Source organism: Modestobacter sp. VKM Ac-2983 (genome assembly GCF_026967885.1).
GTDB lineage: Bacteria > Actinomycetota > Actinomycetes > Mycobacteriales > Geodermatophilaceae > Modestobacter.
In genome coordinates this window covers 784,905-799,683 of the sequence record NZ_JAPVBK010000003.1, presented here as the reverse complement: position 1 = coordinate 799,683, position 14,779 = coordinate 784,905, and the positions used below count along the sequence as shown (strand labels likewise).

Genomic DNA, 14,779 nt, shown 5'->3' with positions numbered 1-14,779 from the left:
CCAGGCCCGGTGCGTTCCGCCAGCGGCAGGCCCCGGGTACCGGGCCACCCTCCCCGGGTGGCCTCCCGGGGGACACACGAGGGAGGATCCACCCGATGAGCACTCCGACGGCCGCGGTCACGATGTACACCACGAACTGGTGTGGCTACTGCATGCGCCTGAAGAAGCTGATGGACCGCGACGGGATCGACTACGCCGAGGTCAACATCGAGGTCGACGAGAGCGCCGCCGACCTCGTCATGCAGGCCAACGGGGGCAACCGCACCGTCCCCACGCTGGTGTTCGCCGACGGATCGGCGCTCACCAACCCCAGCATCGACCAGGTGAAGGCCCAGCTCGCGCAGCTCCCCGGCGCGTGATCCCAGGTCCGTGGCCCCCGGGGAGCGATGATCGTCCCCCCGGGAGCTGCGGCTCGCCTCCCGCCGACCGGGCCCCGGCACCGAGGGAGACCGTGATGACGCCGATGACCGGAGCACCCCTGCCCGGCAGCTGGCCGGTGCCGATCGCGCTGCCGCCCGACGTCCTGGTGGGACCGTCCGGTGGCCCGGCGGCCCTCGTGGTCCGCACCAGGCGCGGCTGGTCGGTGCTCAGCCCCCCGCCCTCCTTCGGTGACGTGCTGGAGGGCCCGGTCGGCGACTCCGCCGCGGGCTGGGGCGAGCGGGTCGACGGGCTGGCGCTGATCGAGGCGATGACGCTGGCCGACCTGGTCGCCGGCGAGCTGGGCGCCACGCCGGAACCGGACCGGCAGGCGCGACGGGCGGCCCGCACGGCGGGCCCGTCGGCCACGGGCGAGACCTGTGCTGCCGCGGGCGACGACCCGCGCGCCGAGGAGATCGCCGCACTGCGCCGGACCGTCTCCCAGCTCGAGCACGCGCTGGCCGCCCGCGTCTCGATCGAGCGGGCCATCGGCGTCCTGGCCGAGCGGCACGGCACCACCCCCCGCGCGGCGTTCGAGGAGCTGCGCCGCCGGGCCAGGTCCCAGGGCCGGCCCGCCGCCGAGCTCGCCGCGGAGGTGCTCGACGCACTCCCGACCCGCGACGCCGTCTCCGGGGCCCCCAGCTGACCGCTCCACTCCCGCTCTCCCCCGATGCGCTGGCCGACCGGCTCGCCGAGCTGCTGTCGCAGCTGCTGCCCGAACCAGGGGCGGCCTCGCTCCGGGTGGCCGTCGACGGACCGGAGCTGCCCGGTGCGCCCGGGACGACCGGTCCACGGGTGCTCGCCGACGCCGTGGCCACCCGGCTGCCCACGCTGAGCCGGCCGGCGGTCGTCGTCCCGGCGGAGGGCTTCTACCGACCTGCCTCGCTGCGACTGGAGCACGGCCGCACCGACCCGGACGCCCGGTACAGCGACTGGCTGGACGCGGGTGCGCTGGCCCGTGAGGTGCTGGACCGGTGCGGGCCTCGGGGCACCGGGGAGCACCTGCCCGCGTTGTGGGACCTCGAGCGGGACCGGGCCGCGCGGGCGAAGTACCGCCCGGCCCCTGCCGGCGGCGTGCTGCTCGTGCCCGGTTCGCTGTTGCAGGGGCTGGGGCTGGCGTTCGACGTCGTCGTCCACCTGCGGATCAGCCCGGCTGCCCGGCGGCGGCGGGCACCCGCCGACCGGGTCTGGGAGCTGCCGGCCTTCGACCGCTACGACGAGGAGGTGGACCCGGTGGCGCTGGCCGACGCGGTGGTCCTCGCCGACCACGCCGACCGGCCGGCCCTGGTCCTGCAGGGGCGGTGGTCGGTCAGCTGAACTCGCCGGCCACCCAGCGGTCGATGATGTGCCGGGCGATCGAGACCGTCGGCGGCAGCGCCTGCGGGCCGGTGCCCGAGCGCAGCTCCTCCCGGCTGAACCACCGGGCCTCCTCGATCTCGTCGTGGTCGATGCGCAGCTCCTCACTCGTCGCGCGGGCGACGAAGCCGAGCATCAGCGACTGCGGGAACGGCCACGGCTGGCTGGAGACGTAGCGGACGTCGGTGACGGCGATGCCGACCTCCTCGGCGACCTCGCGGACCACCGCGGCCTCGGCGGACTCACCGGGCTCGACGAAGCCGGCCAGGATCGAGAACCGGCCCGCCGGCCAGACCGCCTGACGGCCCAGCACGCAGCGGTCGCCCCCGTCGTGGACGAGCATGATCACGGCCGGGTCGGTCCGCGGGAAGATCTCCCGGCCGCTGTCCGGGTCGCGCTGCACCCAGCCGGCCCGCTCGATGGTGGTCGCCGAGCCGGTGATCGGGGAGAACCGGTTGCGCTCGTGCCACTCGATGATGCCGACCGCCTGGACCAGCAGCCCCGCGTCCAGGTCGCCGAGGGAGCCCCCGACCTCGCGCAGGCCGGCCCAGGAGTCGACCGGTCGGCCGGCCACGCTCAGCGAACGCGCCACGCGGAGCGCGCCGTAGGCGATGCCCTCGGCCTCTCCCAGGTAGATGGCGCCCTCAGGCCAGGCCGACTGCTCCTCGAAGACCAGCTCGGGACCGTCGGGACCCTCGTGCACCGGCACCGTGCGTCGTTCGTCCACACGCAGCAGGCGGACCGGCCGACCCTGCGCCGGATCGGTCAGTGAGCGGGCCAGGTGGCCGCGGTCGTGCGCGGTGCGGGACAGCAGCGGGACGTCGGTGACAGCGCCGGCATGCCGGTCCTCCGGCCACTCGCCCCGGGCCGGCGGCGGGGGGTTGTCCGCCGCGGTGCTGCCGCCGGGCGGGACGCTCACGCGAGCGACTCGGGCACCGGCTCGACGGCCGGGGCAGTGACCTCGATCGGGCCGAGCACGCGCAGCTGGTCCGCGACCTCCTCGGCGTCCCCGACGACGACCGCGGTCAGCCCCGCCGGCGACAGCCACCGCCGGGACACCTCGACGACCTCCTCGATGGTCACCGCGGCCAGCGCCTGCTGGTGCTCGGCGAGCCACTCGGCGGGCAGCCCGGCACCGAACAGGGCCGACAGCGTGCTGGCCAGCCCCGCGTGCGTCGCCGTCCCGAGGGCCAGCGTGCCCAGCAGGTACCGGCGGGCGGAGTCGAGCTCGGCCTCGGTGACCGGCGTCAACGCCATCCGGCCCAGCTCGTACACGGTCTCGAGCAGGGCGGGGCCGGTGACGCCGGTGGCGACGTCGGCCTCGACGGTGAACGACGAACCGGCCATCAGGTGCTCGACCGAGCTGCGCGGGCTGTAGGTGTAGCCCCGGCGCTCGCGGATGTTCTCCACCAGCCGGGAGGAGAAGTAGCCACCGAACACCATGCTGGCCAGCCGGAGCGCGGGCAGCTGCGGATCGGTGCGGCCCGGCGCGGGCCCGCCCAGGCGCACGTTGGACTGCACGGCACCGGGCCGGTGCACCAGCTCCAGCGGGCCGGGGACGAGCGTGGGCACCGGCGCCGCGGCGACCGCCTTGCCCTCGGCGACCCAGCCGGCCAGCGCGGTGCCGACGACGTCGACCGCGGCCGCCGGGTCGACGTCACCGACCAGCACGAGCGTGCTGCCGGCGGGCAGGACCCGCTCCCGGTGCAGCTTGCGCAGGGCCGCCGGGGTGACCGCGGCGACGAGCTCCGCCGAGGGCAGCTGCTGGGCGTACGGGTGGGCACCGAACCGCCGGGCGGCCAGGGCCGAGCGGGCGATGACGCCGGGCTGGGACCGGGCGATGAGGATGCGCTCCCCCACCCTGGCCCGCTCGGCGTCGACCAGGCCCGCCGGGTAGGTCGGCGCGCCGAGCAGCTCGGCCAGCACGCCCAGGACGGCGCCGAGCCCGTCGGGGAGCATCGTGGTGGAGAACAGCAGCCGGTCGGCGTCCGCCGAGACCGACAGCTCGGCGCCGTGCGCCTGCAGCAGCTGGGCGATCTCCAGCTGGTCGTGCCGGGCGGTGCCCAGCAGCACGGCGCTGGCCAGCAGGGCGGTCCGGGCTGCGTGGGTGGCCGCCGCCCGCGGCGCAGAGGCGGCGAAGGGCACCCGCAAGCGCAGCTCGACCAGCGGCACACCCGGCCGCGGGACGACGACCAGCCGCAGCCCGTTGGGCAGCGTGGTCTGGTGCACCTCGGGCGCCACGGCGGGCCGCGGCTCGCCCAGCGGCGGGATCAGCGAGAGGTCCAGCACGGGTGCGCTCATCGGGCTGCCCCTCCGGTCGCGCGCAGTTCCAGGACGGCGGCGGTGTCCGGCGACAGCCCGCGGGCCGCTGCCTGCACCTGGTCGGGGCTGACCGAGGCCAGCCGGGCGGCGAGCTCGCCGGCCAGCTCGGCCCGGCCGTGGATGAGCTCGGCGGAGGCGAAGCCGAGGGTGCGGCCGAGCACCGAGTCGGCCTGCTGGAGCAGCTGCGCCTCGGTGCGTGCGGTCACCCGGGCCAGCTCCTCGGCGGGGACACCGTCGGTGGCGACCTTGTCGATCTCCTCGTGCACCGCAGTGAGGACCCGCTCGACCGGGACGTCGGCCGGGTGGTGCACCTGGCTGACCAGCAGCGTGGCGTCGCGGACGTCGAACGGGTCGCCGAACAGGCCCAGGTAGCTGCTCTGCGCCACCGCCAGCCGGTCGGTGTGCAGCAGCCGGCGCTCCAGCCGGGAGGCGTCGCCCTCGCTGAGCAGCTCGGCCAGCAGCACGGTGCCCAGGTAGGTGTCCAGGTCGCCGACCGGGTCGGGCACCCGCCAGCCGATCGCCACGGCCGGTGCCGGCGCCAGCCGGTCCTCGACCACACCGCGGCGGACCGTGGTCGGCGAGGGCTCACCGACGACCGGCGCCGGCGGGGCCGGCCGGGCGGGCACCTGGTCGAACCAGCGGCGGACGAGGGCCTCGGTCTCGGTGACGTCCAGGTCGCCACCGATGCACAGCACCGCGTTGGCCGGGGCGTAGTACCGGGAGAAGAAGTCGGTCGCGTCCTCGACGGTGGAGGACTCGAGGTCGACGAAGGAGCCGTAGCCGTCGTGCGTGTTGGCGAAGCTCTCGAACGCGATCCCCGGCAGCTGCAGCCACGGGAAGGCGCCGTAGGGCCGGTTCAGCACGTTGACCCGGATCTCCTCCTTCACCACGTCGATCTGGTTGCGGAGGTTCTCCTCGGTGATCGCCGGGGCGGCCATCCGGTCGGCCTCCAGGAAGACCGCCCGCTCCAGCGCCTCGGCGGGCAGGGCCTGGAAGTAGTTCGTGTAGTCCTGGTGGGTCGACCCGTTGAAGGTGCCGCCGGCGGCCTGGACGAGGCGGGCGTGCTCCATCTTCGGCACGTTCGCCGAGCCCTGGAACATCATGTGCTCGAAGAGGTGCGCGAAACCGGTTCGGCCCGGTGGCTCGGAGCGCATGCCGACGTCGTAGAAGACGCTCACGGCGACGACGGGGACACTCCGGTCCGGCGCGAGCACGACCCGCAGCCCGTTGTCGAGCGTGAACCGCTCCACCGGGTGCCGCAGGGTCAGGTCTGGCCCAGCTGCTGTCACGCCGACGACCCTAACCGCGCACCCCGACACGCCGCTGCCGGGACCGGTCTCCACCACCCGACCGGACGACCTCCGTCGCCTCACCGGCACCGCGCTGTCCGCTTGATCACCACGACCCGAGCGGACAGGACCATCGTCGGACGGCCCCGGCTCGGGCGTACGGGAACGTGAGCGATTCGGTCACAGCACCTGGACGTCGGCGAGGACGCGGTCGATGGCGCCGTACAGCTCGGCGTGGGTGTTGGGGATCGAGAGGTAGAGCAGTGCCGGCGCAGGCCGGCCGACGTCGATGAGCAGCAGCGCCGCCCGTTCGCCGCTGGAGTCGTAGCCCGGCACGTCCCAGGTGAGGTCGAACTCCACGACCCAGGCTGCCGCCCCGTCGACGGTCACCGCCTCGTCCCGACGGACCACACGCTCGTTGGGCTCCGGGTAGTACCGGGTCCGCACCGAGTCGGCCAGCGCGGTCGCCGTCGACTGGAGGCTCTCCGGGCCGGCCCAACCGTAGGCGGGGACCAGCGGACCGGAGGTGCACTGGGCGATGAAGACGCCGTTCTCGCCGGGCAGCTCCTCCTGGGTGACGAAGTACTGCCCGGCGACCTCGGTGGTCTCCAGCTGCACCCCGCGGTCCCACTCGAACCAGCCGTCGCCGAGGAAGGGGTAGGAGATGCCGGCGGCCTCGTCGATGATGCGCACCGTGCCCGGCGGGAACTCCTGGCCGGGCGCAGGGGCGGCCGCGGCCGCGGGCGACTCGTCGTCCGGCTCGGGATCGGTGCCCCCGGCGGCGTTGACCAGCAACCCGGCCAGCACCAGCACGAGCACCAGCAGGAACCCGCCGAGGCCGATCAGCCGCGGGCTGCGACGCGGCCGGGACGGCTGGGGGCTGCCCCAGGAGTCCCAGGACACCGGGGCCTGGCGCGGGAGCTCGGCCGGCGGGGCCTCGAACCCCCGGCCGACGGAGACGCCCGGGCCGGCCGGGGTGGTCACGTCGGACCAGGTGAGGCCGTTCCACCAGCGGACCAGCCCGGGGGCACCGTCCGGGTCGGGGTACCAACCGGGTGCGGGTGCGCCGCCCTGACCGGTCAACCGCCCCGCCACCCCCGGGCCCGGCCCGCTCATCCTCGGGGCTCCCCGTCCGTGCTCAGCGTGCCGGGAACGGGACGGCGGCCAGCTCGCGCCACAGGTGGGCAGCGGCCTCCGCACCGCGGTACAGCATCGGCAGCAGCACCCGCTCGTTCGGCGAGTGGATCCGGTCGGTGGGCAGCCCGGCACCGAGGAACAGCAGCGGCGCCCCGAGGATGCCGGCCAGGTCCGCCTCCGGGCCGCTGCCGCCCTCGCGGGTGAACAGCACCTGGTCGGCGTCGGTGTCGAAGGCCTGCCCGATCGACCGCAGCAGGGCGTCCATCGCCGGGTGGTCGAGGTCGCTGCGGCACGGGGCGACGCCGCCGGGCGGGACGTGCACGTCGGCCTCGATGCCGGCGGGGGTGTTCGCCTGCACCCAGGCGCGCACCTGCTCGCCCAGGTCGGCGGGCACCTGGTCGGCGACGAGCCGGAAGGTCACCTTGGCGTGCGCCTCGGCGGGGACGATCGTCTTGTGGCCGGGGCCGGTGTAACCACCCCACATGCCGTTGACCTCTGCGGTCGGGCGGGCGCCGATCCGCTCCAGGGTGCTGAAGCCCGCCTCGCCGGTGGCCACCCGGGAGGCGGCCGGGCCGGCCAGCCACGCCTGCTCGTCGAACGGCACGCGGCCCATCAGCTCACGCTCCCGGTCGGTGAGCGGCCGCACCTTGTCGTAGAAGCCGGGCAGGGTGACCCGCCCGGACTCGTCGTGCAGCGCGGCCAGCAGCTCGGCCATGGCGTGCAGCGGGTTGGGCACCGCGCCACCGAAGGAGCCGGAGTGCAGGTCGACGGCGGGGCCGCGGAGGGTGATCTCGGCGTCGGCGAGCCCGCGCATGGCGGTGACGGCGCTGGGGACGTCGGGGGCGGCCATGCCGGTGTCGCTGACCACGATGACGTCGCAGGCCAGCCGGTCGGCGTGGGCGCGCAGCAGGTCGGCGAAGTACGGCGAGCCCGACTCCTCCTCGCCCTCGATCACCAGCTTCACCGTCACGGCGGGGGTGTCCCGGCCGGTGGCGGCCAGGTGGGCGCGCATGCCGAGCAGGTGGAAGGCGACGTTGCCCTTGTCGTCGATGGCGCCGCGGGCGTGCAGCTCCGGCCCGTCGGGGCCCTCGACCCGGGTGGGCTCGAACGGCGGGTGCTCCCACAGCTCGAGCGGGTCGACCGGCTGGACGTCGTGGTGCCCGTAGACCAGGGCGACCGGTGCCCCGGCGTCGGCGGAGGGCCACTCGGCGAAGACGGCCGGCGCCCCGGCGGTCGGCCAGACCTCCACGGTCGGGAAGCCGGTGCGGCGCAGCGCCTCGGCCAGCCACTCGGCGCTGGCCGCGACGTCGCCGGCGTGCGCCGGGTCGGCCGAGATCGACGGGATCCGCAGCCAGGCGTCCAGGTCGGCGTGCAGGTCGTCGAGGTGGGCGGTGACGAAGTCGCGTTCGGCGGAGCTGCTCACGCCGTGGACCGTATCCCGCCGCACCGACGCGAACGGCCAGGTGCCGGGCTAGGTTGCCTGCATGGCCGTGGGGATGCTGCAGGTGGACGTGGGCGACCTGACCTTCGACGTGCGGACGGACGGGCCGGAGGACGGCCCGCCGGTGTTGCTGTTGCACGGCTTCCCGGAGACGTCGCTGAGCTGGTCGGCGGTCACCCCGCTGCTGGCCGAGGCCGGGTTGCGCACCTACGCCCCCGACCAGCTGGGCTACTCCCCCGGCGCCCGGCCCGGCGAGGTCGACGCCTACGCGCTGACCAACCTGGTGCAGGTGACCGCGGACCTGATGACCGCGCTGGACGTGCCGGTGGCCGACGTCGTCGGGCACGACTGGGGCGCCAACGTCGCCTGGGGCCTGGCCGGCTGGCACCCCGACCGGGTCCGCACCCTGACCGCGGTCTCGGTGCCGCACCCGACGGCCTACACGCTGGCCTTCCGCGCCGACCCGGAGCAGAAGGAGCGCTCCGCCTACATCAAGCTCTTCTGGCAGGCCGGCAAGGCCGAGGAGGTGCTGCTGGCCGACGGCGCGCGGCGGCTGCGGCGGATGCTGGATGCGCCCGGCGTGCCCGCCGAGGCGGTCGACGTCTACGTGGAGCAGCTCTCGGCGCCGGGCGCGCTCACCGCGGCGCTGAACTGGTACCGGGCGATGAGCTCGGCCACCCGGGTCGACCCGGTGGAGGTGCCGACGACGTACGTGTGGAGCGACGGCGACGTGGCGGTGGGCCGGATCGCCGCCGAGGCGTGCGCGGACCAGGTCACCGGCGACTACCGGTTCGTCGAGCTGCCCGGGGTCACCCACTGGGTCCCCGAGCAGGCGCCCGAGGACCTCGCCCGCGCGGTGCTGGACCGGATCGCGCGGGCTGTGGCCGACCCGGTGCCGGACCCCGGGTTGACGCGGAGCGGGCTCGGGTAGACGCGACCGCGTGACCGTGCCGCCGCGCTGCGCTGCTCCCGCGGCGAGCACCTGCCCAGGTGACGACTGACCGGTGCTCCTCCTCCTCGCCCTGCTGGGCATGCTCGCGCTCGCCGTGGCCGCGCCGCTGCTGGCCCGGCGCCTCGGCCGCACCACCGGGTACCCGCTGGCGGCCGGCTACCTGGCGGTCGCGGCGCTCCTCGCCTCGGCCGCCCCGCGGGTGTGGGCCGGCGAGAGCGAGACCGCGTCGTGGGAGTGGCTGCCGTCGCTGGGCGTCGCGCTCTCGCTGCGCCTGGACGGGGTCGCCGGCGTCTTCTGCCTCATCGTCCTCGGCGTCGGCGCCCTCGTCATGGCCTACTGCCCTGGCTACCTCGGCGACGACGAGCCGCACGGGACCGTCTACCTGCTGCTGACCCTCTTCGCGACCAGCATGCTCGGCCTCGTCCTGGCCGCCGACGTCGTCCTGCTCTACGTCTTCTGGGAGCTGACCACGGTCTGCTCCTTCCTCCTGATCTCCACCGCCGGCGCCGCGGCCGCCCGCCCGGCACGGCAGGCCCTGCTGGTCACCGCTGCCGGCGGGCTGGCGCTGCTCGCCGCCGTGGTCCTGCTCACCGTGGCCGCGGGGACGACGGACCTGGCGACGATCCTCGCCGAGCCCGACCGGGTGCTGGAGTCCGGGCTGGCCTGGCCGATCGGTGGGCTCCTCGTCCTGGCGGCGTGCACGAAGTCCGCCCAGCTGCCCTTCCACTTCTGGCTGCCCGGCGCGATGGTGGCCATGACGCCGGTGAGCGCCTACCTGCACTCGGCGACGATGGTCAAGGCCGGCATCTACCTGCTGCTGCGCTTCTCGCCGCTGTTCGCCGAGGAGTCCGCCTGGTCGACAGCACTGATCAGCGTCGGCCTGCTGACAGCGGTGACCGGCGCGTTCCTGGCCCTGCGCGAGAACGACCTGAAGGGGATCCTCGCCTACTCGACGGTGAGCCAGCTCGGCCTGCTGGTCGCGGTCATCGGGGTCGGGACGCCGGAGGCACTGGCGGCCGCCGTCCTGCACACCTTCGCCCACGCGCTGTTCAAGGCGACGCTGTTCATGCTCGCCGGGATCGTCGACGAGGAGACCGGGACCCGTGACATCCGCGAGCTCTCCGGCATGTGGCGGGCCATGCCGGTCACCGCCGCGACGACGGTGCTGGCCGCCCTCTCGCTGGCCGGGGTCATCCCGATGCTCGGCTTCGTGAGCAAGGAGTACCTGTTCATGGGGCTGCTCGAGGCCGAGGGCGCCCCGTGGGCCGGCCCGGTGGCCCTGGCCCTCGGCGTCACCGCGTCGGTGCTGACGTTCGCCTACGCCGCCCGGATCGTGCACGGCGGTTTCGGTGGCTCCGAACAGCACGCCGACGTCTCCGAACCCCCGGCCGCCTTCCTGCTGCCCGGGGCCGTCGCCGCGGGGCTCGGCCTGGTGCTCGGCCCCGCGGTCAGCGTGCTGAGCCCGATGATCGTCTCGGCCGCCCGCGACGTCGCCCCGGCCGGGGACCCCCCGGAGGTGTACTTCTGGCACGGGCTCAGCCCGGAACTGGCCATGTCGGCGCTGACGATCGTGCTCGGCCTGGTCCTGTTCGCGTTCCGCGCCCCCGTCGACCGGTCCCTGCAGCGTCTCCGCCTCCCCGACGCCGGGCGGCTGTTCGACCGGGTGCACGACGGGGTGATCGCGTTCGGACACGTGGTGGGGGGCCCCGAGCGCACCGGCTCCCCCGCCGCACACCTGAGCCGTCCGCTGCTGGCGGTGGTCGCGCTCGGCGCGGTGGGGACCCTGGTGGTGGGCGGGCTGCCCGCGCGCGCGGACACCGATCGTCCCCTCGACTGGGTGGTCGCCGGACTGCTGGCGGTGGTGGTGCCGGCCGCGGTGCTGACCGGCTCGACCCTGGCGGCGGTGGGGCTGGTCGGCATCACCGGCCTGCTCGTGGCGACCTGGTTCCTCCTCGCCGGGGCCCCCGACGTCGCGCTCACGCTGATGCTCGTCGAGGTGATGACCGCCGTGGTGGCGGTCCTGGTGCTGCGGGGCGTCCCGGGCCGGCTCGTGCACAGCCCGCGGCGTGAGGCGGTCCCGGCCGCGGCGCTGGCGTTGGGGGCCGGCGTGGCCGCGGCGCTGGCCACCCTTGCATTCACCGGCCGCCGGGGGCTCTCCGCCGTCGGTGAGCACTTCCTGACCTCGGCGGAGGAGCAGACCGGCGGGACCAACGTCGTCAACACCATCCTGGTCGACTACCGGGGGCTGGACACCCTCGGCGAGGCCGTCGTGCTGGGTACGACCGCCCTGGGCACGGCCCTGGTCCTCGGCCGCTCCGAGCGGCGCCGCACGGACGCTGCGGGGACGCCGGCCGACCGACGGGGTGACGCCGTGCTCGAGGTCAGCAGCCGGGTGCTGGTGCCGGGCATGTTCCTGCTCTCGGCCTTCCTGCTGTGGCGGGGGCACGACGAACCGGGCGGGGGCTTCATCGCCGCCCTGGTCGCCGGGGCCGCGATCGCGCTCAGCCGGCTGACCCACGGGCCCGACACCCGGCTCAGCCGGCTGACCCAGCCCGACCGGCTCGCCGGCGCCGGCCTGGTGTTCGTCGTGGCCGTCGGGGCGCTGCCCACCGTGCAGGGCCAGGCGTTCCTGACCCCGGTCGAGCTCCCGCTGCTGCACGCCCTCGGGATCGGCTCCACGTTCCTGTTCGACCTGGGGGTCTACCTGTTGGTGCTCGGCCTCCTCGCGGCCGCCGTCATGCGCCTCGAACAGCCCGACCGCACGGCTGCGGACGAGCCGCCCGGTCCCCCGGTCACCGGTCCGCTGGTCACCAGCGGAGTCCCGGAGGGGGCGCCGTGACCGCCGCGCTCGTGGTGGGCCTCCTGGTGGCCGGCGGGGTCTTCCTGCTGTTGCGGCGTGGGCTCCTGCGGATCGTCCTGGGCTTCGTGCTGCTCGGGCACGCAGTGAACGTCCTGCTGGTCTCCGCCGGCGGCATGCAGCGGCGCGGCGCCCCGCTGCTCGGGGAGGCCGAGGCCGACGTGGCCGCCGACCCGCTGCCCCAGGCGTTCGTGCTGACCGCAGTCGTGATCACCTTCGGGATCACCGTGTACATGTTCGCCCTGGCCCGGGCGGGTGACCCGGGTGCGACGACCGGCCATCCGCCGGCCCGCTCCGGTGCGTCGTCCCCAGCGGACGACCCAGAGCGGGACGACCCAGCCCGGGACGACGCGGCCGCCACCCGCGGCCGGCGCACCGACGTGCCCGAGGGCGGGACGTCATGACCGGCGGCCTCCTCGTCCTGCCCGTGGCCGGGCCGCTGCTGTTGTCCGGGCTGCTGGCGCTCCTGCACCACCTCCGGCCGCACACCACCCGCCTCGACCGGGTGGTCGGGCCGGCCGCCGCCGGCGGGGTGCTGGTCTTCGCCGGCTTCCTGCTGGCCGCGACGTCGGACGGTTCGGTGCCCGTGCTCCACCTCGGCGGCTGGCAGCCGGGCATCGCGATCGTCTTCGCGGCCGACACCTTCAGCGCGGTGATGCTGGCGGTCACCTCGTTCCTGGTGCTGGTCAGCCTGCCGTTCGCGGCAGCCCTCGGCGAGGACGAGGACCCGGCCTTCGTCCCCCTCGTGCTGGTCCTGATGGCCGGGGTCTCCGGCGCCCTGCTCACCGCCGACCTGTTCAACCTGTTCGTCTTCATCGAGGTCATGCTCGTGCCGAGCTACCTGCTGTTCGCCGCGGGCGGCGGGGCCGAACGCCTGGCCGCCGCCCGGCTGTACGTGAGCATCAGCCTGATGGCCTCCACCGTCCTGCTCGCCGGGGTCGGTCTCGTCTACGGCGCCGCGGGCACGGTGAACCTGGGGGAGCTGGCCGGCGCCGGTGAGTCGTCGCCGGCCGTCGGGGTGGCGGCGGCGGTCGCCCTGCTCGCGCTGAGCGTGAAGTCGGCGGTCGTCCCGCTGCACGGCTGGCTGCCCCAGACCTACTCACGAACCGGGCCGGCGGTCGCCGCGCTCTTCTCCGGGCTGCTCACCAAGGTCGGCGTCTACGCCGTCATCCGGCTGTACTCCGTCGTCTACGAGGGCGCACCGCGGTACCTCTGGGTGATCATGGCCGCGGCCCTGCTGACCATGGTGATCGGCGTGCTGGGTGCGGTCGGGGAACACGCGATGCGGCCGGTCCTCACCTTCCACATGGTGAACCAGATCGGCTACGTCTTCGTGGGGCTGGCCCTCTTCACAACTGCCGGGCTGAGCGCCACGGTCTTCTTCCTGGTCCAGTACGTGCTGGTCAAGACAGCGCTGCTGATGTGCGCGGGGGTGGTGGAACACCGCTACAGGACCGGGGAGCTCGACCGTCTCGGCGGCCTGGCGCGGCGGGAGCCCCTGCTGGCCGGCACCTTCGCGGTCGCCGCGCTCACACTGGCGGGCATCCCACCGCTGTCCGGGTTCGTCGCCAAGCTGGGGTTGGCCTCGGCAGCCGCCTCGGCGGGGCAGCACCTGGCCGTGGCCCTCGTCGTCGGGGTGAGCCTGCTGACCCTGCTGTCGATGGTCAAGCTGTGGAACGGCGTCTTCTGGGAGCCGCGTGCCGAGGACGCAGGGGACGAGGACGCAGTGCACGAGGACGCAGGGGACGGGGCCGGCGCGGCACCGGGCGCGGCCGGCGGTGCGCCGGCGGTCGGCAGCGCCGTCGGGAGCCGGGTGCGGCCGCTGGTGCTCGCCCCGCCGATGGTCCTGGCCGCGGCCGCCGTCGTCCTCGGACTCTGGGCCGAGCCGCTGCTCTCGATCAGCACCGCGGCCGGCGCCGGACTGGCCGACCCGTCCGGCTACGTGGCAGCGGTGACCGGGCGATGAGCGCCGACCCCGGGTCCGGTCCGACGTCGCTGCCACAGCGCAGTGCACACCGGGTCTGGCGGATCACGGCCTTCGCCGCGCGGTTCCTCGTCCGCTTCCTGCGCGCGAACGTCGCGGTCGCCCGCGAGGTCCTGACCCCCGGGCTGCAGGTGGCGCCGGCCGTGGTCGTCATCGCGGTGCAGAGCCGGACACCGTTCGAGGTGGCCACGTTCATGAGCCTGATCGCCCTGACCCCCGGCACGCTGCCGGTCGAGCTGGACCGGGAGCGGCGGCTGCTGACCGTGCACGGGATGCACGCCGGCGACCCCGATGCGTTCCGTACCGAACTGTGCGAACTGGAGGACCAGTTGCTCACTGCTCTGCGGCCGGTGACCCCACGGCCCGGCGACCGGGTCCCCGACGACGAGCGCCGGAGCTGAGCGGTGCTCGTGCTGGACGTGGCGCTCGCCGTCCTGGCCCTGTCCCTCCTGGTCGCTGCCTGGCGGCTGATGACCGGCCCCACCGACGCCGACCGGGCACTGGCCGTCGACTACGGCTTCGTGGTCGTCGTCGCCGGCATCGCCCTGCTGGCCGTACGCCTGCGCACGCCGGCGTTGCTCGACCTGGTCCTGGTCGCCACGCTGGTCGGCTTCCTCGCCACGGTGGCGTTCGCGCGGCTGATCGCGGAGCGGTCCCGATGACCGTGCAGAGCGTGCTGGGCCAGGGCCTGGCGATCATCGGCGTCCTGCTCATCGGCGCAGCGGGGGTCGGCCTGGTCCGCCTGCCGGACGTCTACAACCGCGCCAACGCAGCCACCAAGGCGGCGAGCCTGGGACTGGTCTGCGTCCTGCTCGGAGTCGTCGTGCTCGCACCGGGCGTCTCGGCGGTGGTGACGCTGCTGGTGGCCATCGCGCTGCAGCTGTTCACCGTGCCCATCGCGGGCTACAAGATCGCTGAGGCGGCGCACCTGTCCGGAGCACCGCTGGCCCCCTTGACCGTCCGCGACGAGCGGGACGACCCCGGCCCGGAGGGCGAGGCCGGCCGTACGTGAGGGCACCGCCTC

15 protein-coding genes are annotated in these 14,779 nt (G+C 74.9%); 10 read left to right on the top strand and 5 right to left on the bottom strand.

Annotated elements, in window-relative coordinates; all coding sequences use genetic code 11:
- Positions 1 to 95 precede the first annotated feature (95 nt).
- From O2W18_RS15810 to O2W18_RS15800, 3 genes are all read left to right on the top strand, one after another.
- Positions 96 to 359, top strand: coding sequence for a mycoredoxin (locus O2W18_RS15810; protein WP_269158725.1), 264 nt, complete (start codon positions 96 to 98; stop codon positions 357 to 359).
- Between the two features lie 104 nt (positions 360 to 463).
- The gene (locus tag O2W18_RS15805; protein WP_269188423.1) at positions 464 to 1,063 is read left to right on the top strand and encodes an ANTAR domain-containing response regulator; all 600 of its coding nucleotides are present in this window, start codon (positions 464 to 466) and stop codon (positions 1,061 to 1,063) included.
- A 95-nt stretch (positions 1,064 to 1,158) separates the two neighbouring features.
- The gene (locus tag O2W18_RS15800; protein WP_269188422.1) at positions 1,159 to 1,734 is read left to right on the top strand and encodes a uridine kinase; all 576 of its coding nucleotides are present in this window, start codon (positions 1,159 to 1,161) and stop codon (positions 1,732 to 1,734) included.
- Here O2W18_RS15800 and nudC read toward each other — a convergent pair.
- From nudC to O2W18_RS15775, 5 genes are all read right to left on the bottom strand, one after another.
- Entirely contained in the window at positions 1,727 to 2,692 is a 966-nt protein-coding gene (nudC, locus tag O2W18_RS15795; protein WP_269188421.1) for an NAD(+) diphosphatase, read from the bottom strand. The genes O2W18_RS15800 and nudC overlap by 8 nt on opposite strands.
- A complete protein-coding gene (locus tag O2W18_RS15790) occupies positions 2,689 to 4,074 on the bottom strand; it encodes a M16 family metallopeptidase (protein ID WP_269188420.1) in 1,386 nt (461 codons plus the stop codon). Before O2W18_RS15790 ends, nudC begins: the two co-directional genes overlap by 4 nt.
- Complete coding sequence (locus tag O2W18_RS15785; protein ID WP_269188419.1) at positions 4,071 to 5,384, bottom strand: M16 family metallopeptidase; 1,314 nt, start codon at positions 5,382 to 5,384, stop codon at positions 4,071 to 4,073. Before O2W18_RS15785 ends, O2W18_RS15790 begins: the two co-directional genes overlap by 4 nt.
- 180 nt (positions 5,385 to 5,564) lie before the next feature.
- Positions 5,565 to 6,500 (bottom strand): DUF2510 domain-containing protein, encoded by a 936-nt coding sequence (locus O2W18_RS15780; protein WP_269188418.1) that lies wholly within the window; start codon positions 6,498 to 6,500, stop codon positions 5,565 to 5,567.
- A 22-nt stretch (positions 6,501 to 6,522) separates the two neighbouring features.
- Positions 6,523 to 7,944 (bottom strand): M20/M25/M40 family metallo-hydrolase, encoded by a 1,422-nt coding sequence (locus tag O2W18_RS15775; protein WP_269188417.1) that lies wholly within the window; start codon positions 7,942 to 7,944, stop codon positions 6,523 to 6,525.
- Positions 7,945 to 8,005: 61 nt separating this feature from the next.
- Between O2W18_RS15775 and O2W18_RS15770 the strand changes: the two genes are divergently transcribed.
- From O2W18_RS15770 to mnhG, 7 genes are all read left to right on the top strand, one after another.
- Complete coding sequence (locus O2W18_RS15770) at positions 8,006 to 8,893, top strand: alpha/beta fold hydrolase (RefSeq protein ID WP_269188416.1); 888 nt, start codon at positions 8,006 to 8,008, stop codon at positions 8,891 to 8,893.
- A gap of 73 nt (positions 8,894 to 8,966) precedes the next feature.
- Positions 8,967 to 11,753, top strand: a complete 2,787-nt coding sequence (gene mbhE, locus O2W18_RS15765; protein ID WP_269188415.1) for a hydrogen gas-evolving membrane-bound hydrogenase subunit E — start codon at positions 8,967 to 8,969, stop codon at positions 11,751 to 11,753.
- On the top strand, positions 11,750 to 12,175 hold the full coding sequence (locus O2W18_RS15760; protein WP_269188414.1) for a sodium:proton antiporter: 426 nt from the start codon (positions 11,750 to 11,752) through the stop codon (positions 12,173 to 12,175). Before mbhE ends, O2W18_RS15760 begins: the two co-directional genes overlap by 4 nt.
- On the top strand, positions 12,172 to 13,737 hold the full coding sequence (locus O2W18_RS15755) for a monovalent cation/H+ antiporter subunit D family protein (protein ID WP_269188413.1): 1,566 nt from the start codon (positions 12,172 to 12,174) through the stop codon (positions 13,735 to 13,737). Before O2W18_RS15760 ends, O2W18_RS15755 begins: the two co-directional genes overlap by 4 nt.
- Complete coding sequence (locus tag O2W18_RS15750) at positions 13,734 to 14,156, top strand: Na+/H+ antiporter subunit E (protein ID WP_269188412.1); 423 nt, start codon at positions 13,734 to 13,736, stop codon at positions 14,154 to 14,156. The genes O2W18_RS15755 and O2W18_RS15750 overlap by 4 nt, the downstream gene beginning before the upstream one ends.
- 3 nt (positions 14,157 to 14,159) lie before the next feature.
- Positions 14,160 to 14,417, top strand: a complete 258-nt coding sequence (locus O2W18_RS15745; RefSeq protein ID WP_269188411.1) for a monovalent cation/H+ antiporter complex subunit F — start codon at positions 14,160 to 14,162, stop codon at positions 14,415 to 14,417.
- The gene (gene mnhG / locus O2W18_RS15740; RefSeq protein WP_269188410.1) at positions 14,414 to 14,767 is read left to right on the top strand and encodes a monovalent cation/H(+) antiporter subunit G; all 354 of its coding nucleotides are present in this window, start codon (positions 14,414 to 14,416) and stop codon (positions 14,765 to 14,767) included. Before O2W18_RS15745 ends, mnhG begins: the two co-directional genes overlap by 4 nt.
- Positions 14,768 to 14,779 lie beyond the last annotated feature (12 nt).

Bases quoted from the DNA above. Each gene is read 5' to 3' on its own strand.
- O2W18_RS15805 (WP_269188423.1), top strand. From the start codon at position 464: ATGACCGGAGCACCCCTGCCCGGCAGCTGGCCGGTGCCGATCGCGCTG.
- O2W18_RS15770 (WP_269188416.1), top strand. From the start codon at position 8,006: ATGGCCGTGGGGATGCTGCAGGTGGACGTGGGCGACCTGACCTTCGAC.
- O2W18_RS15780 (WP_269188418.1), bottom strand. From the start codon at position 6,500: ATGAGCGGGCCGGGCCCGGGGGTGGCGGGGCGGTTGACCGGTCAGGGC.
- O2W18_RS15810 (WP_269158725.1), top strand. From the start codon at position 96: ATGAGCACTCCGACGGCCGCGGTCACGATGTACACCACGAACTGGTGT.
- O2W18_RS15790 (WP_269188420.1), bottom strand. From the start codon at position 4,074: ATGAGCGCACCCGTGCTGGACCTCTCGCTGATCCCGCCGCTGGGCGAG.
- mnhG (WP_269188410.1), top strand. From the start codon at position 14,414: ATGACCGTGCAGAGCGTGCTGGGCCAGGGCCTGGCGATCATCGGCGTC.
- O2W18_RS15755 (WP_269188413.1), top strand. From the start codon at position 12,172: ATGACCGGCGGCCTCCTCGTCCTGCCCGTGGCCGGGCCGCTGCTGTTG.
- O2W18_RS15750 (WP_269188412.1), top strand. From the start codon at position 13,734: ATGAGCGCCGACCCCGGGTCCGGTCCGACGTCGCTGCCACAGCGCAGT.